Raw genomic sequence first — 21,798 nt, forward strand, 5'->3', positions numbered from 1 at the left:
TTTATCCATTATGTACCATTTATCGTCAAATTAAGCACACTGACTTAATTATAATATAAAAAAGCAATTATGAGAATCCCCCGATTATTATAATTTTTATTTTGTTTCCTTAAGGTTTTCTTATGACTCCATGGTCCAAAAGAAACTCTGTCCAGATTTTATAGTAAGCTGCCTTTAGATGGACGTTATCAAACGTATAATCAGAAGGAATCCCACCTGTACCATCCATAATCACCTGATTTACATCAATATAGAATAAAGACGTATCATCTGCCAGAGACTGAATTGCGGCATTTCTCTCCTGTATATTTCTGTTATTGAAGATCGGATCGGAATCTGACTTCTTTTTTGATACTCCCATGATTCCTTCTATAAATATAATGGCATCGGGCTGAAGCTCCTTAATTCTTCCAATTACTTCACTATACTTCTTTGCAAAAGTCTCTGTCGTTCCTCTTCCAAGTTCATTGATTCCAAGCATGATATAGATTTTTCCAAACTTCTGCCTTTTTAGAGCCTGGTCTATGGTCATGGTCTCCCCATTTACCGTTGCAACCTTTTTATCAAATACGGAATAAACCGTAAGACCTACGTCTGCATAATATGCAGGATTTTTCCAATTGGAATACTGGGATAAGCCCACAGTCCTTGAGTCTCCGATAAATAGTGCATCATCAAAATAGCTCTCATCTACTCTTGTAAAAGGACTCTTGTTTGGGACTTCAGATGGAGGGGACTTCTCTTCTTCTACAGACGCTTCTGTCTGTTCCGGTTCCACAGCCTGGTTTTCCTGGCTATTATCCTCTGATTCCTTCAAGGCTTCTGACTCTTTCATGGCCTCTGTTTCTTTTGTGCCTTCTGTCTCTTTTGTAATCCCTGTCTCTCCTATGAGTCCAGGATCTTCAGATACTTCCGCCGGTCTCACTCCATGGGTCAGGATATCCCACGGATATCTGCCCTGTTTTAAACCTTCCAACACCACCATTAGCTGAGGGGCTTTTAATATATCCACGGTATCATCTGCGTAAACCGTATTTTTCCCTGCGAATCCTATCAAAGATAATGCCAGGGAGCTGAGCAAAACCAGGGCAAGCAGACGGTATCGTTTAAAGTCTCCTAAATGTTTCATACGCTTCCTTTCGTATTATATGTACTCCTAAAATTTAAAATATAGGAAGGGATTATTTGCCCCATTGGAAATGAAGTAAACAGAATACCAGAATATTGCCAGCAAGAATAAAGTACATGCCCAGCTGTTCTGAAATCGGTTAAATATACGTTTTCCATAAGGAAAGCAAAGAAAACCTCCAATGAGAAATATCCATTTATACTGACTGAAATACCGAACGTAGTCGTTTGGATTTACATTGACCCCCTGGTATATGCCAAACATCCTGCCCAAGTAAATCATGAGGTCTTTCAAATGATTGACCGCAAAGATAATCCAGGTAACAGGTATTACAAAAAGCATATAAAGTCTCGCCAGAATCTTTGACCGGTCAAGAAGTGGTTTATAAAAAAGCTTTTCCAGAAGAATTAACAGGAACAAAAGAATTCCCCACAAGACAAAATTCCAGCTGGCACCATGCCATAAGCCGGTAAGAATCCATACTGCAAAAAGATTGGCGGCAAGGCGTTTTAAGCCATACCGGTTTCCTCCCAGCGGTATATATACATAGCTGCGAAACCACATGCCAAGGGTCATATGCCACCTGCGCCAGAATTCCGTAATGGATTTTGACATATAGGGGTGGTTAAAGTTGGCCGGGAGGTGAAAGCCCAGCATTCTTCCCACACCGATTGCCATAAGGGAATAGCCCTGAAAATCCAGATAAATCTGGAGACTGTATGCCAGAGAACCCAGCCATGCCAGAGGAGTGGAAATACTCTGAAAGCCTATGGTCTGAATGTCGTTCCATAACAGCCCGATGCGGTCTGCCACCAACACCTTCATGCCCAAGCCAAGAATAAAATACCTTAGTCCGATCTCTAACTTAAAGATGTTATATTTTCTGACGGACAGCTCCTCTGAAATTTCTCCATAGGAAGTAATTGGCCCGGATAATATTTTAGGAAACATGGTGACATACGTAGCAAAATTTAAGAACGTAAGCTCTTCACCGATTTCCTTACGATATACATCGATCACACAGGAAATCACCTGAAAGGTATAAAAGCTGATCCCCAGGGGGAGTGAAAGATTTAACACGGGCAATTCTTTCTCCCAGTGAAACACCTGCGCTATGGCATTTATATTTTCAATTAAGAAATTTGAATATTTAAAGAAAAACAAGGTCCCTATATTATATACCAGGGATAAAAGAAGCCAGATCTTTTCATGATCCCGATGACGGATCATCTGTCTGACAATGAGATAATTGATTCCAACTGATGCTAAAATCAGAGGAAGATACCGGAAATCTCCCAGGGCATAAAAACAAAGACTTCCTATAAGAAGGACTTTGTTTCGATGCTTATAAGGCGCAACATAATAGAGTGCCAGAAATGCCGGAAAAAAACGAAAAATAAATTCTAAACTACTGAATGCCACTCTTTTGTCCTCCTCATGCTGTACGTTTGTGGCGTTTTAGATTGACCAAACAGGAACCACAAAGACCTATTATATACTTTTATTTTTAGAATGCCATTAAGTAAGCATTAATTAATTTTAAGTTTTTTTGTATATGTTTACAAAATTATAACAATTAAAAAATCCCCGCCAACCAGCCCGGTTGACGAGGATATTAAGTATATTATTTTCTTTATTTTATTTCGCTGTCATATGGCTTTCCAGCTTCCCAGTCTTTTGTCAGCTTGATGACAACTCCACCAAGTAATAGGAGAGACAGTATATTAGGTATCACCATCAGACCATTGAAAAGGTCGGCAAGATTCCAGACCAGATCTACTTTCAGCGCACAGCCCACACCTACGAAAATGGATACCATGACCGCATAAAATGGAATGGCCTTTTTACCAAAGAGATACTTCACATTGGCAAGGCCGAAAAAGTACCAGCCCATGATGGTAGCAAATGCAAAGAAGAACACACAGATAGCAATGACCACATAGCCAAAATGGCCAAAGACCTGAGCAAACGCAGACTGGGTCAGTTCGATTCCCGTTACAAACTCTCCTTTTACATCTCTGGAGCCCAGGACTCCGGAGGTTAAGATAGCAAGAACTGTTAATGGTAAAAGTACAATGGTATCCACAAAGACTCCCATCATGGCAACCAGTCCCTGTTCACACGGATTTTTTACGCGGGCAAGGGCATGGGCATGAGGTGTGGATCCCATACCGGCTTCATGGGTGAATAAGCCTCTGGCGATTCCAAAACGAATGGATTTCTGTACAGATACTCCAAGTACCCCGCCTAAAACTGCCTGCGGATTAAATGCACCGACAAAAATATCATAAAAAGCAGGAATGATGCTGCGAAAATTTACTACCATGATAATTAAGGAAGATAGAGTAAAGAACACTGCCATAAAAGGAACTACCTTTTCTGCCACAGCAACGATTCGTTTGACTCCGCCTAAAAATACAAGCAGGGATAAGATAGCCAGGGCGACTCCCACGTACTCAGAACGAACCCCAAACGCTGCTTCCATGGCTCCTCCTACGGAATTTGCCTGAACCATATTTCCCATAAATCCAAGGGCAATGATAATGAGCACAGAAAATGTAGCCGCTACTACTTTACCAGCCGGCCCTTTGATAGCCGCCCGGATATAATAGACAGGCCCACCTACCAGTTCTCCGTTTACCACAGTCTTATAACGCTGAGCCAGAGTTGCCTCCGCGTAAATAGTCGCCATACCTAAAATAGCACTCACCCACATCCAGAATACAGAACCAGGCCCTCCGGAAACCATGGCAGTTGCCACACCTGCAAGATTTCCCGTACCGATCTGTGCGGATATTGAGGTAAGCAGTGACTGAAAAGAAGTCATACCCTCTTTTTCACTGGCATCCTTTCCTCTTAAGGTAATGGAGCCAAAGGTCATACGAAAGCTTTGCTTAAACCTGCGAAACTGAATTCCTCTCGTTCTTATGGTAAAGTAAAGACCTACACCGCAAAGAACAACAATCAAAAACACATTCCATAACACTTTGTTAATACTGACAACCAAAGCCGAAAACCATTCCATACTCGTAACACTCCTTATTATTTTTGCATGGATATTCTGAAGCTGTAAATCAGAATGTCCTGAATGCATCAACAAATAAAAAAGCCAAACCAAAAATATGGTTTGACTCCGGATATGCACAAAAAGACCCCAAAAATAAATTTATAAAGGTTCTCTGTCCTTTTGCCTGAGAGATTAAAGCGGATAAATCCACCCCTTACACCTTCGGCACCCAATCAAGGGATTCTCCAGAGTTACATCCATTTATAGTCCACACCTGGTTTTCCAGGCACCTGAGAGTGTTACTCCTTCGGTAGGCTATAGCCATTTTCCTACAAACTTCACTTGTTGATGATACTTCATTTTCTATACTATCACATTAATTTAATAAAGTCAAACCACGGTTTTCATTTCTTTGTACCTTTTAAGATTCACCCGGCCTGGAGGAAATGATCACCTCTAAAAAGTCTGATATCTGCTCCCGGTCCACCTTCATATGAATCAGGTACTGATCTGCCAGTGTTGTTTTTAACCTTAACAGATCTTCTACCGCTCCCGGAATCTGAGGAACTGGAGTATATTCAATCAGAAAAACCGTCCTTGCAACGTCATAGAAATAATCTCCTGCACATACATTCATAAAATCAATGACAACCGGGTTTTCAATGCTTAAAATTACATTGCCTGGATGAAAATCCCCATGGCAAAAGGTATCCCCATCTGGAAGTTTTTGAAGCTGCCCAAAAAGACCCTCAAATTTCTCTTCAGAGTTTCTTGCTGCCCGTTCCAGATTCCGGTATAGAAAATCTTTGTAACTGGGAGCAGATGTAACCTTATGGGCCAGCATCCTTTTATGAAGCTGAGCCAGTATCTCTCCTCCCCGTTCTAAATCTTTTGTTCTTAACAGCCAGTCCAGTAAAGACTCTCCCATTACGCTGTCATAAATAATACCCAATCTTCCCTCCACCTCAATGACATCATATGCCATAGGCTTTGGAAAATCCATCTTACTGACAATTGCTACATTTGAGAATTCCCTCATAACGCTGTCTTTTGGATATCCGGAATGAAACAACTTAATAACGGTCTTACCTTCCCAATGATAGACGTCTGCTGTATTACCAATCCCCACTCGATGACCTAATTTCACGATCTGTCTCCCTTTCTTAGCCCGTTCTTCCCATTTAGTATGAATGACTTTTATGCTGGATTAACACTTTCTACGTATTTTATGATTTAAGTATGGAAAAACGGTGCAAACAAAGTCCTGATTCAGAAACTTATTTACACCGATTTTCCTAATTTCTGTTACTTCATCAATAGATCCGGTAAGTGTCAAGCTCCCCATTATCCCACTTGATATCCACTGTTTTACCGTTCTTAATTCTAAGACCCTTCACATATCCACTGTCAAACTGGGAAGGCATTGCGGGTAAAATCTTAATTTCACCGTTTCGATCCTGCACCAGCATATTTGCCAGGCCAGCAGCTCCTCCAAAGTTTCCATCAATCTGGAACGGCGGATGGGCGGACCAGAGATTTTCATAGGTGGAGCGGGTCAGCAGGGTATTTAGAAAATGGTATGCATTTTCTCCATCTCCTAACACGGCAAATAAGTTAATGATCCACGCACAGCTCCAGCCCGTATGTCCGCTGCCACTGCTCAAACGAAGGGACAAGGATTTTTTGCAGGCCTCGGTAAGCACTTTATCGCCTTCAAATAGCTCACCCGGGAACATACCGTATAGATGAGACAGATGACGATGGCCAGGCTCGCATTCTTCAAATTCCTTATTCCATTCAAGAAGCTGTCCTTTGCTTCCCACTTTAAAAGGTGTAAGCTTTGAAAGCCGTTCGGATATCTCTTCTAATATCTCATCATCCAGCTTTAAAATCTCACAGGTCCTCTTAAAGTTCCCGAACACCTCCCGAATGATAGCAAGATCCATGGCGGATGACATGGCAACAGCACAGGAGTCTCCGGTTGGAGTCTTAAACATGTTCTCCGGAGACGTTGACGGACAGGTAACATAGCTTCCTTCATATTCGTAAAGCCAGTCGATTAAGAACAGGGCAGCTTCCTTTAGAACCGGATAAACTGTGTTCTTTAAAAATTCCGCATTGGGATTATATTCGTAATGCCGGAACAGCTCACTGGTCAGCCAGGCACCACCCATCGGCCACATGGACCAGGTAACGGCTTCTTTCTCTCCATGATCTTCTCCATATGGCATGCCCATAGGATTTGTGTTGCACCAATAATCCGCGTTGTGATGGTGAACAAAGCCTCTGCAGTTATAATGAATTTTTGCTGTCTTTTTCCCTTCCTCACAAAGCTTTTTCACCAGCTCAAAATAAGGAGGCAGACATTCCTTTAAGTTACAGCTTTGAGCCAGCCAGTAATTCATCTGGGCATTGATGTTGGTGGTCCAGTTACAGCTCCATGGCGCACGGAACTGCCAGCTCCAGATTCCCTGAAGATTGGCTGGGAGGCTCCCCTCTCTGGAAGAACTGATAAGAAGATATCTTCCATACTGGAAAAACAGAGCATATAAATCATTGTCCTTCTCTCCTTTTCTCAGCCGTTCCAGCCGTTCATCTGTAGGAAGATTGATTTCTTCCCCCAGATACAGCTCCACCTTCTCATATAAGCTTCTGTAATCTTTAATATGTATCTCCTTGATCTCATCATAAGACATGGCAGGATTAAATTCTGGTTCTTTCACCGCTGAAAATACCAAAGTCACAACCGATGCCTTAGAGATGCTTATGCACTGTTCTTCCTCTTCTATGGTTCCGTCACAATGAAGAACGTTACATTCGGCATGGAACTTCATGCCTTTATCCCCCTGAATGATGGGATTTTCATGGATATCTATGTAGGATGGGTCCACATGTTCGGGACAAGTCCCTTTTATGTTTAAACCGACTGAAGTATATTCTGTTTTACAGACCATCTGCGACTCAAAGGAAATCTTGAAATCTAAGGCTGGACTGTCACATTGAAGCTTAATAAAGATTGCTTTTCCAGGATAGCTTGAAAAGTATTCCCTTGTATAGCTATGCCCTCCGGTCTGGTAGCTGACTTCTGAAACAGAGTGATCTAAGTCAAGGGTTCGCTTATAATTTGTAATGTCTTCGGTATGATTAAAGGTGAAATAAAGATTGCCAAGAGGCATATAGGATTCATTATATTCCCCCAGCATGGTCTCACGAATGACTTTCTCCGCCTTTTCATACTCTTCCTTTTCTACCAGCCTGCGGCACTCTTCCAAATGCTTTGACGCCTTATGGTTATTCTTGTCACGGTAATAACCAGACCAAAGGCTCTCCTCATTGAGTCCCAGACATTCTCTCTTTGTTTCCCCCCATATCATGGCACCAAGACTGCCATTTCCAATGGGTAAGGTTTCTTCCCATTTCATTGCCGGTTTGGTATAAAATAACTTCATCTCGCTTTACCCCTATATTCATTATTAGTTTTGACAAAGCTGATTTAGAATCTTTCATCGTATCCAGTCGTTCCCATCTGCTGCCCTTTTGATGGTCAGAGATTACATAAAAATAAGGCAGGGACGAGGATGGATGCGAAAGGATCCACCCATCCCTGCCATTATGGGTCTATATATCGGCTAAATCTCCCCCATTAGATTCAATTACCTTTTTGTACCAGTAGAACGACTTCTTCTTAAATCGCTCCATGGTGCCGTTCCCTTCGTCGTCTTTATCCACATAAATAAATCCGTACCGCTTTTTCATCTCTCCTGTACCAGAGCTTACAATGTCAAGAGCAGACCAGACCGTATATCCGAACAAATCAACTTTATTGTGAATGGCTTTTTCCATTTCACATATATGCTGTCTTAGATAGTTTATCCTATAATCGTCGTGAATGCAACCGTTTTCATCCCTTACATCCACCGCTCCAAGTCCGTTCTCAACAATGAAAATGGGCACCTGATACCGGTCATGGATTTTATTCAGCGTATAGAGAAGCCCCTTAGGATCAACCTGCCAGCCCCACTGGGTCGCTTCCAGGTAAGGATTCTTCACTCCGCCCAGGAGATTCCCCAAAGTGGTAGTATGACCTTCCTCTGTGGTGACACAGTTACTCATATAATAAGAAAAGGAATAAAAGTCAACACAGCCCTTTCTTAATACAGCCTCATCTCCTGGTTCAAAGGTAAGATTCACACCCTTTTCTTCCAGATAGCGCAGTGCATAGCCGGGATAACGTCCTTTTACCTGAACGTCTGCACAAAAGTCATTGATGATATGATCCAGTTCCTGCAACAAAAGCATATCTTCCGGCCTGCAGGTCAATGGATACATGGTAATATGGGCGATCATACAGCCTACCTTAAAATCAGGATTGATTTCCTTTGCAGCGATGACGGCCCTGGCACTGGCCAGAAACACATGGTGCAGTGCCTGAAAGCGCAGATTGATATCATCCAGGGGATTTGCCACTTCATCGTTCTCCCGGTTCATAATCCCAAGTACTTCAAGATTTCCCATAGGCATGGTGGCAAAATTAATTTCATTAAAGGTCAGCCAATATTTTACCTTGTCTTTGTACCTTGTCATGACACATCTCACATACCGTTCAAAGCAATCAATCACCTTTCGGTCTGAAAAGCCCTGATACTCTTTTACCAGGTGATAAGGTATTTCAAAATGGCTTAAGGTAACCATTGGTTCGATGCCATATTTCAGGCATTCGTCAAAGACCCGGTCGTAAAACTTAAGACCTTCCTCATTGGGAATTTCATCATCTCCGTTGGGGAATATTCTGCTCCATGCAATGGACAGCCGAAAAACTTTAAATCCCATTTCTGCAAATAATGCAATATCTTCTTTGTAACGGTGGTAAAAATCTACTGCAACATGGCTGGGATAGCTCTCATCCGGCAGGATCTTAGAAGTAAATACTCTGTTTTTCGCCCGGGACCCTGCCGTTAGATGATCACAGATACTCTCCTTTTTGCCATCAGCCTCCCAGGCTCCCTCACACTGGTTGGCTGCAACTGCACCGCCCCATAAAAAATTATCTGGAAACAATTTCATTCCTCCTGTCTGTTATAATAAGGTTATTACTTCATCGCCGCAATGGACTTTAGAACCACAGCGGTTCATCGCAACGACCTCCATATAATCCTTTGTATTTGTGACCAAAACCGGAGTATCCAAAGAATACCCTTCTCTTTCAATGGCATCCTTATCAAAAGTAATAAGAAGGTCTCCCTTTTTCACCTTATCTCCTTCGTTTACGTGTGCCTCAAAATATTTTCCATTTAACTGTACAGTATCCATGCCAATATGAATGATTACCTCACAGCCATTGTCAGACATAAGTCCAACGGCATGCCTGGTAGGAAACAGCATCATGACTGTACCGTCAAATGGAGCAGTGACCTTTCCTTCTGTTGGTGAAACCGCCATTCCCTGTCCCAAAGTTCCATTGGCAAATGCAGCATCCTTTACCTGATCAAGTGCCATGACCGTACCGGAAAGAGGACATGCAATCACTTCTTTTCTGCATTTATCTGAAAGTTCCCCTTCTTTTGTCTCAGAAGGCGCCTCATCTTTAAAGGTTATAAAGGTTACAGCAAAGCCTACAATAAGTGATATGGCTGCCGCAATCAGGGCATGCACCATGCTTTTTCCAGGCTGGGTGGGATCCAGAAGAGCTGGTATCTCAAAGAGTCCCATACCTGCCATGGTGTGATACTTTAATCCTAACGCTGCGGTTGCTGCACCTGCAACGGCACCGCAAAGACAGGAAAGAACGAAATACTTCATTCTTGGTAACAAGATACCGTAAATCGCTGGCTCGGTCACTCCAAAAAATCCGGAAATCCAGGCTGGAAGTGCAATCTGCTTTAAGGTCTTGTCTTTGCTTTTCAGCCACATGGCAAATATCATACCGGTGGTGGTAAAGGTCACGAACGTAGTAAAAGCAAGAATTGGGTCTGGTGTTCCTGATATAATATTGGTGATACATAAAACCACCAGCACAATATGAACACCAAATACAATCATGACCTGCCATAATCCGCCCACCAGAAAACCTGCGAATATCGGGCTTAGCTTATATATGGATAACACTCCCTGTGAAATTCCATTGGAAATGAGATTCGCAATGGGTCCAATCACCACAAAACCAACGGGAAGTGCGATAAGGAGCACCAGCATCGGTGTGATAAAGGTCTTTACCATATCAGGGATCACCCGGTTAAAAAAGCTCTCCAGGGGCTTAGCCAGTGCCACAATAAGAATTACCGGAAGCAATGTGGACGTATAGGTTACATTAATCATATGACCAAATAAAGGTACATCGGTGCCGTTGATCGTAGGATAGCACAGTGCCGCACCGATAATAAGACCCAGGAAGGGATTCATATCAAGTTTCTTTGCCGTGTTAAAACCGATGACAACAGGAAAGAAGAAAAAGATGGAATCTCCTATAGCGTTAAGCAAGATATAGATTCCATCGGCATCAGAGTAAAGCCCAAGGTATAAAAGAATGGAATTGAGTCCTTTTAACATACCGCAGGCGCACAGGATTCCGATGGCTGGCATCATGATTCCTGAAATAAGATCCAGAGATTTTTCCCGGAAGCTCATCTTCTTTTTTTCAGTTGCTGTTTCTGATGAAATATTAGCCAGCCTGCAGACATCTGTAAATACCTGGGGTACATGGTTTCCGATGACCACCTGATACTGTCCGGAGCTGTGCATGACTGTTATGACACCTTCCATTTGTTTGAGTGCTTCATCATCTGCAAGGCTTTCGTCTTTTAAGTTGAAACGCAGACGGGTGACACAGTGGACAAGGCTTATGATATTATCCTTGCCGCCGACTTTTTTAATAATGTCTTTTGCCAACAGGTCATATTTTCCCATTGTTAAATCCTCCATTTTTCTTTTTATTTGAAATATGAAAGTTTAGCCAACTTAATGTAACCATCTCGTCATAAAACAGTCTTATAAACAACTCGTTCGATGTGCAGGGTGAGGTAAAGCTTTTCATCATTGGAAACGTTATAGTTATATTTCTTTTTAAGAAACTCACATATCTTTTCCGCACACTCATAGGCATTCACATATTTTTTCTTTATAATAAGGAGAAGATCATCCTGTTCATCATCAAGGTAGGTCTTTCCCTCTAAGAGTCTCTGGGCGAAAAATTTAAGATGAGTGATGAACCGGAAATAGTATAAGGAATCTTCATTAAAAAATATGTGAAAATGGTACGATACAATGCTGGTGATTTCAGAGATGATTTCAGCCACCTGGTGGATATCCTGAGCACCCTTTCTGGTAACCGCTTCCACAAGGTGAATGGCAATGAATCCTGCTTCGTCTTCTGGCAATCGAAGGCAAAATTGTTTTTCTATCATCTCCAGTGCTTTCAACCCGATGTCAAATTCCTTTTTGTAAAACTTTTTTATGTCCCAGAGAATGGCGTTTTTTATCCCAATGCCTTCCTGGAATCGTTTCACAGCAGAATACAGGTGGTCGATGAGGGACAAGTAGATGGTATCATTTAAATCCACCTCCAGAATCGATGCCGCATATTCAATAATCTCTTCCCCAAGCTCCACATAATCAATGGGAATGCTTGCGACAAGCTCCTGAAACCGGTTGTTAATAAGGGGATCCGACAGGACAAAGATCTTATCAATCTTACTTTCATCCAGCTCATCTCCGTTCTTCTTTTTAAAGGCAAGACCGCAGCCCATAACAACCTTTTCCACTCCGTTTTCATCTTTTATTACGACTGCATTGTTATTGAAAATTTTGTAAATGATCATGGCCATCACCCCTGTCTAAAGTAATAAATCCTCTTGAATTTTGTATTTTTAGCGAAAAAAAACCTGTTTACCATGCTATTATAGGCAAAAAAAGCCAAAATAACATAATAAACAGGTATAGCTTGCTAGCGCAATCACCATCCACTGACTACAGTATACTGGAAGATTACATTTTTAGCAACATATTTTTTTGAATTTCAAATAATTACTATTCACTATTACTAATTTCCAGTTTTAATTTGTAACGGATGGCAAGCTGCTTAAATTATTGCTCTCACTGCCATCTGGGAGAGATTTTAAATACTCATTCCCATTCCTGGAGGAGACTCCCACTCCCTCTATGCCGCCTTGTTTGGCAAGCTCCACACCTTCTTCTTTGTTAAGGACTCTTCCATCAGAAAGCTTGTATCCGGTAACCCGTCCGCTTTCCTTTACCAGCGCAACTATCTGCTTTGCATCTGCGTTTGGGACTGGAATATCGCTAAGTGCCATCATGGGAAGATCGTTTGCTGTACCACTGAATTTGTTGTCCTCCATTATATTTCCCTCCTGTCTTTTTTCTTACTTTCTTTACATTTTAGTGTTTCAAATCCAGCTTGAATTATTCAGGTACAATTTTGCAAATAAAATACTTGACGGTGGATTATGCATGTGTTATACCTATTCTGTTAGTTATGACTAACACTAATCCGCAGCGTATAACTGCAACATCCTAAAGGAGAAAATAAATCAATGATATTTTTAATCGCACTATTGGAAGCATTTGTTTTCGTGTGTTTTTGCAAAGGTGCAATCAAAAAACACCCAGGAGTTTTTTACGTTCTTTCCGTAGCAATCATAGCATTTTGTGCCTGCTACAAGATCATGAATCTTTACACCGTTTTTCCTGAATGGACTTATACCTACATCATTTCTGTATTCTGGAGAGGTGCCTTTGCTACTGCTTTATTTGTGATTGTTATGTACATTGGCGCTTTGGATCGAAAAAGTAAAATCGTTAAGGCTTTGATGCCCATTAGAGGGTATTTATCCATCATCGCCTGTCTCATTACCTTAGCTCATTCCTTTGCCTATGGAGCTTATTACATACCAACTATGATCAATAATCCTCAGGAACTGGATCTTAGAGGAATCATAGCTCTGATCATCACCCTCCCTTTATTTACGATTATGATTATATTGATGGTTACGTCTTTTATAAAGGTGCGAAGAAAGATGAAACCTAAGGTATGGAAGAATGTCCAGAGGCTTGCCTATCCCTGGTTTGCCCTTCTTTACATATATCTAATGGTCCTCTTTATTCCCACGGTCATCGAATCTTTTGATCCTGCCTCAGAACTTAGTATGTTTTATAAGGTGAATTACATTCTGTCTGTTGTGATTTATACCCTTGTTTTTGTAGGTTATTTTATTTTGAGAATCAGAAAATATCGTCTGGACAAAGTAAGAACGTAGACCCTTTCACAATCTCTTCACACTTTTATCAAAATCCTGTCACATTTTCCAGATATAGTAAATATCACAAGAGGCGACGAACCTTTTCGTAATATACTTTTTCATACTTCAGTCGGCAGGATCCAAAGGGTTCTGCCGATCCCTCCATGTCCATATCTTGCTTATTAATATAACTGATAGAAAGAAAAGCGGCTAAGTGTCAGCCGCTTTTCTTTATTCCTTTTTTATTTGCCGTCGTGCTTATTTCCCATTTTATAATCGTCTCTAGCCCAGTTGGGGGCATTAATGGGGCCGGCTTTTTCATTTCCATTTTTTGCAGCTCCCTGAATCTCCGGCACCTTAGCCTGTTCATTTTGGGGACGGTGCATTTTTTCATGATTCTCTGTTCCATGATTGTTGGAATCATAGGGACTTGGTCTTCTCATTCCTGCTTTTGCCATGATAATACCTCCTGTCTTTCCATAGTCTCTGTATTTTCAAGGAAAGTATGCTGGGGAGATAATCCAATGTTAGAAATGATGACCCACTAAATCATTGGCATGTTTTAAAAACGTTTGTATCAGTTCCAGTTCATCTGAATTTAAGCTGTCAAGGTAATCAAACAATGGGCTGTCATACTTTTTGTGATACTCCTGATGGAGCTGATACGCTTCTTTTCCTTTGTCTGTTAAATAGAGGCAAAGTCTTTTTTTATCGTTTTCATCTTCTACTTTTTGAATCAGACCTCTTTCTTCCAGCTTATGAATGGTCTTGGCTACCACTGCCCGGGTTATACTGAAATTTCTGGCCATTTCTGAAATGAAGATACCAGGATAATCTCCCACCATCTTAATCATATGAATTTCTCCCCGGTAAAAGGTCATATCCTCTGACCCGAAATTTAAAACATTCATTTTTCCATTGGCGACCCGCTCCGTCAAACGGATAAAATCATTGACCACCAAAGTTTTTTTATCAATCATCCTGGTGTTCCTCTTCCTTTATTACCTGATAGAACTTCCCCGGCAAGCCTTTAAACATACCACCGACATCCCGCTTTTCCATGCAATGGAAGCCATGCTTCATAAGGGCCTGTTCTATGGTATTCTTTGTCAAAAGAAGATCAAGACCATCTAAATGACTGGACAGCCATCCAAGGATGCTTTCTGGCGGATTTTGATAATCTTCACTCACCTCATGGGTGACGATATATAAGTAGCCATTGGCCGAAAGCGCATGTTTTAATTTTTCAAGAAAAGAATCCAGATAATCCTTTGCAAAATCCAGTACACCGGATGCTATAATTAAATCATAGTCTTCACCAATTCCATCCTTATTAAAATCCCCCTCCATGACTTCAATCCGGGAGCTTAGGCCCCGCTCCGTTATGAGACGTCTGGGTAAAGCTGTCACCTTGGGGTGTTCAAATACCACGCCTTTGCTCTCCGGAAATGCAGCAACCAGTTCCATTGCAAATACTCCGCTTCCGCCTCCCAAATCAAGAATCTTACCTGGCTGCCGGTCTATGAACAATTCTTTCACTGCGGCAAGGAGAGACTGGACTCTGCCGGTGTACATCTCAGGAACTGTCACCTTTGCCATTTCGCAAAAATCGTATACCTCCGCACCAATATTTTGATGAAGTGTCTGGATGTCAGGACCGTTTTTTACCTTTTCGTCAATACTATGAAGTGACATCATATTCTCCCGGAACAAGAGGCATTCCCCCAGATAAAGGGGACTGGTTTCATTTAGAAATTCATTGCTCTCTGGGGTATTGCAAAAGCGTGTCCCATCCTTTTCGAGCATTCCGATGCTGGCAAGGGCATTCAAGAACAGGGAGACATTGCGCTCGTTAAGGCCTGTTCTCGCTGCCACGGAAGCTGGAGTTTCCCATCCTTCTAATTCTGTAAATATGTGAAGGCGCAGACCAGATAAAAAAAGCTCTGTGACTCTTTTTTGATGAAGCAATTTGTAATATTGACCGGGATTTAATTGTGGTTTCACCATTTTTCCACTCCTTTATTATGTGCATTTATATGACCCAAAACACTTCTTACATTTGTTTTTTATAGGTAACAAGTATCGTTTTGTTAGTTTTAACTAACCTAATTGTATGCCAAGTATACAATAGAAAGAGTTGTATGTCAAGCATACATATGACCAATTGGAAAAATGATTGTCCTTTATAATATTCCAAAAAAAATATAAAACCGATGTTACTCGGTTTTATATTTTTTTACATCAACTTCTCTCCAACAGACTTATACAGAATATATTACAAACCAATCAGATGAATCTGATTATAAGGAGCTAAAACCGCTGGCCCATGTGAATGCTTTCCGGCAGTTTTCCTCAGACTTTCTCTTCGGCTCCACAAAATCTATTTGACCGAGGAACTCATTTCCAGGAAGGGCTTTCTTTAGCTTATCAAAGCATTTTGCAGCGCCTCCCCCGCCATGGCAGGCAAATATTCCGATCCTCTTTCCTGCTATATGATATTGGCTGATCAGACTTTTAATAGGCGGTGCAAATGATCCTGCCCAAACTGGGGTGCCGATGATAACGGTATCATACTGACCCATATCAATAGGTGGGTTTATCAGCTCCGGTTCTTCCCCGAAAAGAACACTTTTTCCACCCCAAAAGAATTTCCCCACGCCTTCCTTTGGATATACCTTGCTGGTCTTTAGTTCTACCAGATCGCCTTTGATTGCTTCAGAAATCTTTTCAGCAACTAATTTCGTATTGCCTTCAAATGAAAAATACACCACCAGAGCTTTCATTCTAATTCTCCTTCTTTCTAAGAATGGTTTCTTGTTCTAACGAATGGCTTCTCTTTTGAGAAATTCCAAAACCGATGGCATGCTTCGGACAGATATCAACACATGCCAGACAACTAATGCACTCCGTGGAATCCGTGTTCCCGGACTTTACCATCCGGGAAATGTCTAATCCCATAGGACATTCTTTTGTACACTTTCCGCAGGAAACACAAGCATCGGGCTTTGGTTTTAGCCGAAACCTTGGGATGTGGAGAAAATCGGATACGGTTTCTCCTATCACCATAAATGGAGCCATCCAGCAAAGACTGTGGCACATTCCCCGCCGTCCCGTACTAATTGCAAACAGGTAAATAATCGTCATAACAATGGTATATATCATGATATAATGCCCATCGAACTTATATAAGAACAGAAAATCTCCCTTTAAGGGAAGATGTTTCATCCAGAGTAATAGAATGAGTGAAAACCATACCGCCCAGATAATATATTTTGATACGTTTTTCCCTTTGCTATTCCAGTTTCTTTTGTTAGCTCCAGAGATCATATCCTGGACTGCTCCGCCAGGGCAGAGCCAGCCACAATAGATGCGGCTGAATAAAAAAGAGAACAGAAAAAGGGAACCAAAAACCATGGCACTGCCATTGATTACCCCTGTGGAGGCAGACAAAATAATGACATAGGGTGATAACAGGAAAAAGGTAAGGGGAAACATTAACATGGAAAATGCAAGTATGCCTTTACGGATTCTTTGTCTCATGGTCTTTTTCCCCTTTCGCGGCAATGATGTCTTTTGCTTCTATGGCCCAGGCTTTCATAGCAGTATAGATATGAATTCCGCAAAGTGCTGTCAGCTTGCTGTAGGAGCAGTCAAAATCCAGCCCGCTGGCTCCTTCAATCTCTTCTATGTAACCATTCATATCCTTAATGAGTTTCTCATTCCTTTGAATAAATTCATCCAGATGACCGAGAAGCACATCTTTCGTGGTATTGTCGCCAAAAGAAATTTTAAGCAGTATTTCATATCTTAGCTTCTCGATCTCGGGCTCTTTTGAAAGCCAGTCAGAAAGCTCTTTTTTACCCGCGTCTGTAATGGTATATAAAATCTGGCCTCTGCCGTTTCTCCGTTCTGAACTTTCAGAGCTGACTGCAAGCCCCTCTTCCACAAGCTTTTTAAGGGTGGGGTAAATCTGCCCATAGCTTTCCTGCCAGAAATGACTGTACTCATTCTCCAGCCATTTCTTAATCATATAACCTGTCAAAGGCATGCGGGCAAGCATTCCCAGCATTACATATTTGGATTTTCCTGTGTTTTCTCTCATTATTATACCTCACTCTTTATATATCATCATAATATATTATAATGATATATCTGTCAAGCAAAATGAATGAGCTGAATATTCCAGCTGCCAGCCAAAGATATCTCACGTTAATCACTTGTAAAATAATCTAAGTCTCCTTACATAAATCATAAGTGCAGCTAATAAAAAGCTGATACCAAATAATACTTACAGCAGAAAAAAAAACTGATTTTTCTCTTATGTATTTTTATATTTTTACCCAAAATACAGACGATTTCCGAAATAGACTTGCTTTTATTTTATATATATGGTATACTAAAAACAATTGGATATAAAAGAACCGTCTGTTGAAGAAGGGCTTTTGTTCGTTTCATTTTATGATGAGACAATGAAGGCCCTTCTTTTTCAGTAACAGGCCTTTTATACCATACAATTCACAAGGAGGATCACAATGGACATTATTACTGTAGAGAAACGTAATGATCAATTAAAGGCAAAGCAATTGCGAAGAAAAGGCATTGTACCTTGCTGTGTATATGGAGGCGGACTCACCGATTCTATCTCAATCCAGATGGAACAAAGAACTGCCGACAAACTGCTTCGAAAATTACGACTGGGAAGCAAGGTTCAACTTAATTTAGAGGACCAGAACATAATCACACAGATCAAGGATAAATACTTTGCCAATGGTAAAGTAGAGCATATTGATTTTCAGGCATTGGACCCACAGACAAAAGTTAACAGTGTGGCACACATCATTTTGGAAAACAGTGATGTTGTTACTGGTATCCTGGATAAAATGCTAATGGAAATCCCATACGCCTCTTTACCAAAGGATATGATTGATACAGTTACAATAAGTTTAGAAGGTAAGGCTGTTGGAACAACGATAACAGTCGCAGATATTCCCGAATTCATGAATGACAGCATTGATCTGCAGGTGGATGCAGACAGCATTATATTAAGAATATCGGAAAAGAGATCTTCCGCTGTAAAGGAAGAAGCAGAAGCAGCTGGATAATGAATACTTAGAAATGATGGATTCCATAGGAGCCTTGATTGTCGATTTGCCATAAGACATGAGAGGCTCTGTGTTTTATTTCAGAAAGAAGGAGGAGTCATATGCAAGCAGCAATTCAAACAAAACAACCCGATACCTATACAGACGATTCTATTAAAATGTATTTATTGCAAGCAGGTGAATCCCCTTTGCTGACACAGCAGGAAGAACTAAAGCTCGCCAAACTTTCCGCCCAGGGAAATAAGGAAGCGAAAAACCGACTTGTCAGCTCTAATCTCAGGCTTGTCATCAGCATTGCAAAAAAACATGAGGCCTATGTACAATCCTTGACCTTACTTGACTTAATTCAGGAAGGAAACATCGGCCTTATGAAAGCGGTGGAACGGTATGATTATTCCCTGGGATATCGTTTTTCCACCTACGCTACCTGGTGGATTCGGCAGGCAATCACTCGGGGAATCGCAGACCAGGACCGTACCATTCGTTTACCGGTACATTACAAAGATGACGTGAACCTGGTCCAACTCGCTCTGCGTCAGCTGGATCATGAGCAAGGATTCTTTACCACCCAGGATGTGTCTGATCTGACAGGATTTTCTGTAGAAAAGATAGACAAGATTATGTTAAATTCTGCATCCATTATCTCACTTGATACTCCCATTGGTGATGATAATTCAGCCTTTTTAGGTGATTTAATTGAAGATAAAACCATTACATCTCCCGAAGAATGTGTAACAGATGTTATGCTGAAAGAAGAAATCAATAAGCAATTATCGTCTTTAAATCCGAGGGAGCAGATCGTATTAAATATGAGATTTGGACTCAATGGACATATCCCTCATACTTTGGAGGAAGTAGGAAACCATATTGGTGTAACAAGAGAACGTATCAGGCAGATTGAGACCAGGGCCTTAGGCAGGCTTCGCGTGGCAAAACGCAGCAAATACCTGGTGGATTTTTTATAAATCTTCCTTATGAAAGTTCTGTTCATGGTCCAGAAGCCATTGTTTCCGCTCCCGTCCTCCGCCATAGCCACCGATCTCTCCACTGGTCTGAATCACCCTGTGACAAGGTATTATAATTGCCAGCTGATTGGCTCCATTTGCATTACCTACGGCTCTCACACCATCAGGAGTGCCGATTTCAGATGCTATTTTTTTATAGGTGGATACCTCTCCTGCCGGAATTTTAAGTAATGCATTCCATACTTTCTTTTGAAAATCAGATCCTAAAAAAAAGACAGGGGTCTGAAAATGAATCAGCTTATTCTCAAAGTACAGGTTCAGCTCCTCCTCTATCTGCCTTGATATCTTAGTTTCTCCGGGTAATATAGTGGCCTTTCGCCTGTTTCTTAAACGTTCAATCTCCCGCTCCAATCCGCGCCGGTCAACAAATTCAAGCAGATATAGAAACTCTTCATCAGAAATACTCAGCATGGGACCAAGCTTTGTATTGATCCATTTGGCGTACAGCACGTTAATCTCTCCTTTTTTAATTGGTGGATTTCCCATAATTTTTGAAAAGGCATCGTTAAATCCACTGGCTGAATCATAACCAGCATTAAGCTGAGCATCGATGACCTTTTCCCCTAAACGGATGGATTGCAGGGCAAGCCCCATTCGTCTGGCCCTGGCATATTGGACAAAGGTCATACCATAGGCCTGTTTAAATTGCCGCCTTGCAGTGGCGGGGTGTGCCCCCAGCACTTTAAAGTCTTCATCCTTCCACCGCTTTTCTGGATTTTGTTCCACCATGGATACGATCTCTTTCACAAGAGGGGATAACTCATGGGGATAGGAAAGAGGGTTACAGCGTTTACATGGCCTAAAACCAGCCAGTAAAGCGGACTGAGCATCCTGAAAAAAGAGGCAATTCTCATATTTGGGCTTTTTTGCCGGACAGGTGGCATGGCAGAATACGCCTGTTGTTTTAATGGCTGCGAAAAATATACCGTCATAATTGGCATCTTTATTTACCAATGCATCATAATATTTCTTTTTGATTTTCTCATCTTCTATCATCGTTCATCCTCTTAAAAATTCAAAAGCAGAATATAATCTGCAGTCCAGTTTATCATATCATTACTATTGTTAATTGTTTCTTGTAATTATAATTCACATTATAAAGACCTTTTCTTCCTTTTGCATACGAAAAATGAACATCTATTTTTAGAAAAGAACTGCCGGCTAAATAATAGTCGGCAGTTCTTTTCTTCACCCAAAGCCCTATAAAAATTTTTGAAGAAAGTTAAGAATTTCGCTTTTCCTTACAGGTTCACTATGACCTACCACTGCAAGCTCAAACGGTATCGCACTAAGTTCCTCATAAAGCAGTTTTGTTTTCTCCAAATCCCTGTAATGATTCTGATAAAAATCATCATTGTAGACATCCCCAAGGAATATAATGTTTTCTTCTGGTACTAATATTGCCACGGAATCCTCGCTATGAGCTGATGTTAAATGCAAGCATTCACAGGTAACTCCACCTAAGTCGATTACAATTTTTTGAGCAAAGGTCAAAACGGCAGGTGCTACTTTAATCTCATCTAAATTTTCATATTCCGCCCTTATATGCTCATCGGCAAATGGGATCTCTTCTCCGGTTCGCAGCCGCTCCTTCATCTTTAAATCATTCCAGACCCAGGAAGACATTCTTGCCAACTCATCACTTGTTTTAAAGTGTGCAATTGTTTCTGCTTCCAGAGCATGCATACCAAAGGTATGATCCCAATGCCAATGTGTAATAATGCAGTACTTCGGTTTTTTAAGTCCATGATTTTCAATCAGAGAATTGTACTCTCTCACATGGTTTGCTGAATTCCCCGCGTCAATCATAACAGAAAACTTTTCCCCATTAATATATCCTAATACAGGACGATCGCTGCTGGAATCGCATTCCGTATATAAAATATGTTCTGTTAACTTTTTCAGTCTCATACCCTTATCTCCTATTCTCCGAAACCGTTTTTTGCAAATCCTTCAATTGCCCGGATTGCTTTCTCCTCATCTTCTCCACAAGCTTCAAAGGTCAGTTCATCCCCCATAGATGCATTTAGATCCATTACGGAAAGGACGCTTTTCGCATTGATCTTCCCGGAAGAGTCTCCATTTTTATAGACCATAATATCGCTTGCAAAGTCTTTGATAAATATTGACAAAAGGCTGGCTGGCCTTGCATGCAGACCAAATGGGTTTGTTACAGTTACAGTAACTATCTCCATATTTTTTCTCCTTTTACCTGAAATGACAGCTGCTTCTATAGAAACACCTCTGGTTTCAATATTAAAAGTATAATATAGAAATAGTGTAT

21 protein-coding genes and 1 riboswitch are annotated in these 21,798 nt (G+C 41.1%); of the genes, 3 read left to right on the plus strand and 18 right to left on the minus strand.

All coding sequences use genetic code 11. The annotated features are described in order from the left end of the window. Window positions 1-109: 109 nt before the first annotated feature. The 9 genes from OW255_RS13420 to OW255_RS13460 all read right to left on the minus strand — a co-directional run bounded on the left by OW255_RS13420 (window position 110) and on the right by OW255_RS13460 (window position 12,487). A complete protein-coding gene (locus OW255_RS13420) occupies window positions 110-1,129 on the minus strand; it encodes a GDSL-type esterase/lipase family protein (RefSeq protein ID WP_024835258.1) in 1,020 nt (339 codons plus the stop codon). A gap of 27 nt (window positions 1,130-1,156) precedes the next feature. Then, window positions 1,157-2,551 (minus strand): MBOAT family O-acyltransferase, encoded by a 1,395-nt coding sequence (locus OW255_RS13425; protein WP_024835257.1) that lies wholly within the window; start codon window positions 2,549-2,551, stop codon window positions 1,157-1,159. A 211-nt stretch (window positions 2,552-2,762) separates the two neighbouring features. Next, the gene (locus OW255_RS13430; protein ID WP_026890027.1) at window positions 2,763-4,154 is read right to left on the minus strand and encodes an alanine/glycine:cation symporter family protein; all 1,392 of its coding nucleotides are present in this window, start codon (window positions 4,152-4,154) and stop codon (window positions 2,763-2,765) included. A 144-nt stretch (window positions 4,155-4,298) separates the two neighbouring features. Next, a riboswitch (glycine riboswitch) is annotated at window positions 4,299-4,395 on the minus strand. Window positions 4,396-4,557: 162 nt separating this feature from the next. After that, window positions 4,558-5,283 carry an aminoglycoside phosphotransferase family protein gene (locus OW255_RS13435; RefSeq protein WP_268114324.1) on the minus strand — a complete coding sequence of 242 codons (726 nt, stop codon included), beginning with the start codon at window positions 5,281-5,283 and terminating at the stop codon, window positions 4,558-4,560. Window positions 5,284-5,449: 166 nt separating this feature from the next. Next, window positions 5,450-7,585, minus strand: coding sequence for a glycoside hydrolase family 95 protein (locus OW255_RS13440; protein WP_268114325.1), 2,136 nt, complete (start codon window positions 7,583-7,585; stop codon window positions 5,450-5,452). 169 nt (window positions 7,586-7,754) lie between these two features. Continuing rightward, on the minus strand, window positions 7,755-9,200 hold the full coding sequence (locus OW255_RS13445; protein ID WP_268114326.1) for a glycoside hydrolase family 1 protein: 1,446 nt from the start codon (window positions 9,198-9,200) through the stop codon (window positions 7,755-7,757). Between the two features lie 12 nt (window positions 9,201-9,212). Further along, on the minus strand, window positions 9,213-11,039 hold the full coding sequence (locus OW255_RS13450; RefSeq protein ID WP_268114327.1) for a beta-glucoside-specific PTS transporter subunit IIABC: 1,827 nt from the start codon (window positions 11,037-11,039) through the stop codon (window positions 9,213-9,215). 68 nt (window positions 11,040-11,107) lie between these two features. After that, window positions 11,108-11,950, minus strand: coding sequence for a BglG family transcription antiterminator LicT (gene licT / locus OW255_RS13455; RefSeq protein WP_268114328.1), 843 nt, complete (start codon window positions 11,948-11,950; stop codon window positions 11,108-11,110). A gap of 234 nt (window positions 11,951-12,184) precedes the next feature. Next, window positions 12,185-12,487 (minus strand): DUF3892 domain-containing protein, encoded by a 303-nt coding sequence (locus tag OW255_RS13460; RefSeq protein ID WP_024835250.1) that lies wholly within the window; start codon window positions 12,485-12,487, stop codon window positions 12,185-12,187. 195 nt (window positions 12,488-12,682) lie between these two features. Here OW255_RS13460 and OW255_RS13465 point away from each other — a divergent pair, with 195 nt between their 5' ends. Continuing rightward, window positions 12,683-13,405, plus strand: a complete 723-nt coding sequence (locus OW255_RS13465; protein WP_268114329.1) for a ferric reductase-like transmembrane domain-containing protein — start codon at window positions 12,683-12,685, stop codon at window positions 13,403-13,405. A 224-nt stretch (window positions 13,406-13,629) separates the two neighbouring features. Here the strand turns inward: OW255_RS13465 and OW255_RS13470 are convergent, their stop codons facing one another. The 6 genes from OW255_RS13470 to OW255_RS13495 form a co-directional block, all read right to left on the minus strand. Continuing rightward, complete coding sequence (locus OW255_RS13470; protein WP_024835248.1) at window positions 13,630-13,845, minus strand: hypothetical protein; 216 nt, start codon at window positions 13,843-13,845, stop codon at window positions 13,630-13,632. Between the two features lie 69 nt (window positions 13,846-13,914). Next, window positions 13,915-14,367 carry a MarR family winged helix-turn-helix transcriptional regulator gene (locus OW255_RS13475; protein WP_268114330.1) on the minus strand — a complete coding sequence of 151 codons (453 nt, stop codon included), beginning with the start codon at window positions 14,365-14,367 and terminating at the stop codon, window positions 13,915-13,917. Further along, window positions 14,360-15,394, minus strand: a complete 1,035-nt coding sequence (locus tag OW255_RS13480; protein WP_268114331.1) for a methyltransferase — start codon at window positions 15,392-15,394, stop codon at window positions 14,360-14,362. The genes OW255_RS13475 and OW255_RS13480 overlap by 8 nt, the downstream gene beginning before the upstream one ends. A 293-nt stretch (window positions 15,395-15,687) precedes the next feature. Continuing rightward, complete coding sequence (locus OW255_RS13485; protein WP_268114332.1) at window positions 15,688-16,170, minus strand: flavodoxin family protein; 483 nt, start codon at window positions 16,168-16,170, stop codon at window positions 15,688-15,690. A gap of 1 nt (window position 16,171) precedes the next feature. Beyond that, a complete protein-coding gene (locus OW255_RS13490) occupies window positions 16,172-16,927 on the minus strand; it encodes a 4Fe-4S binding protein (RefSeq protein WP_268114333.1) in 756 nt (251 codons plus the stop codon). After that, the gene (locus OW255_RS13495; protein WP_268114334.1) at window positions 16,908-17,489 is read right to left on the minus strand and encodes a PadR family transcriptional regulator; all 582 of its coding nucleotides are present in this window, start codon (window positions 17,487-17,489) and stop codon (window positions 16,908-16,910) included. Before OW255_RS13495 ends, OW255_RS13490 begins: the two co-directional genes overlap by 20 nt. Before the next feature lie 430 nt (window positions 17,490-17,919). Between OW255_RS13495 and OW255_RS13500 the strand changes: the two genes are divergently transcribed. Both OW255_RS13500 and OW255_RS13505 read left to right on the plus strand, forming a co-directional pair. After that, window positions 17,920-18,489, plus strand: coding sequence for a 5S rRNA E-loop-binding protein (locus OW255_RS13500; RefSeq protein ID WP_024835242.1), 570 nt, complete (start codon window positions 17,920-17,922; stop codon window positions 18,487-18,489). 101 nt (window positions 18,490-18,590) lie between these two features. After that, complete coding sequence (locus OW255_RS13505) at window positions 18,591-19,454, plus strand: sigma-70 family RNA polymerase sigma factor (protein ID WP_268114335.1); 864 nt, start codon at window positions 18,591-18,593, stop codon at window positions 19,452-19,454. On the opposite strand, the gene OW255_RS13510 is transcribed toward OW255_RS13505, so the two are convergent. From OW255_RS13510 to OW255_RS13520, 3 genes are all read right to left on the minus strand, one after another. Then, complete coding sequence (locus OW255_RS13510) at window positions 19,449-20,510, minus strand: bifunctional transcriptional activator/DNA repair enzyme AdaA (RefSeq protein WP_268114336.1); 1,062 nt, start codon at window positions 20,508-20,510, stop codon at window positions 19,449-19,451. The genes OW255_RS13505 and OW255_RS13510 overlap by 6 nt on opposite strands. 204 nt (window positions 20,511-20,714) lie before the next feature. Beyond that, window positions 20,715-21,425 carry an MBL fold metallo-hydrolase gene (locus OW255_RS13515; RefSeq protein ID WP_268114337.1) on the minus strand — a complete coding sequence of 237 codons (711 nt, stop codon included), beginning with the start codon at window positions 21,423-21,425 and terminating at the stop codon, window positions 20,715-20,717. Between the two features lie 11 nt (window positions 21,426-21,436). Continuing rightward, entirely contained in the window at window positions 21,437-21,709 is a 273-nt protein-coding gene (locus OW255_RS13520; protein ID WP_024835238.1) for an HPr family phosphocarrier protein, read from the minus strand. Between the last annotated feature and the right edge of the window lie 89 nt (window positions 21,710-21,798).

It is taken from the genome of Lacrimispora xylanolytica (assembly GCF_026723765.1).
Classification (GTDB): domain Bacteria; phylum Bacillota; class Clostridia; order Lachnospirales; family Lachnospiraceae; genus Lacrimispora; species Lacrimispora xylanolytica.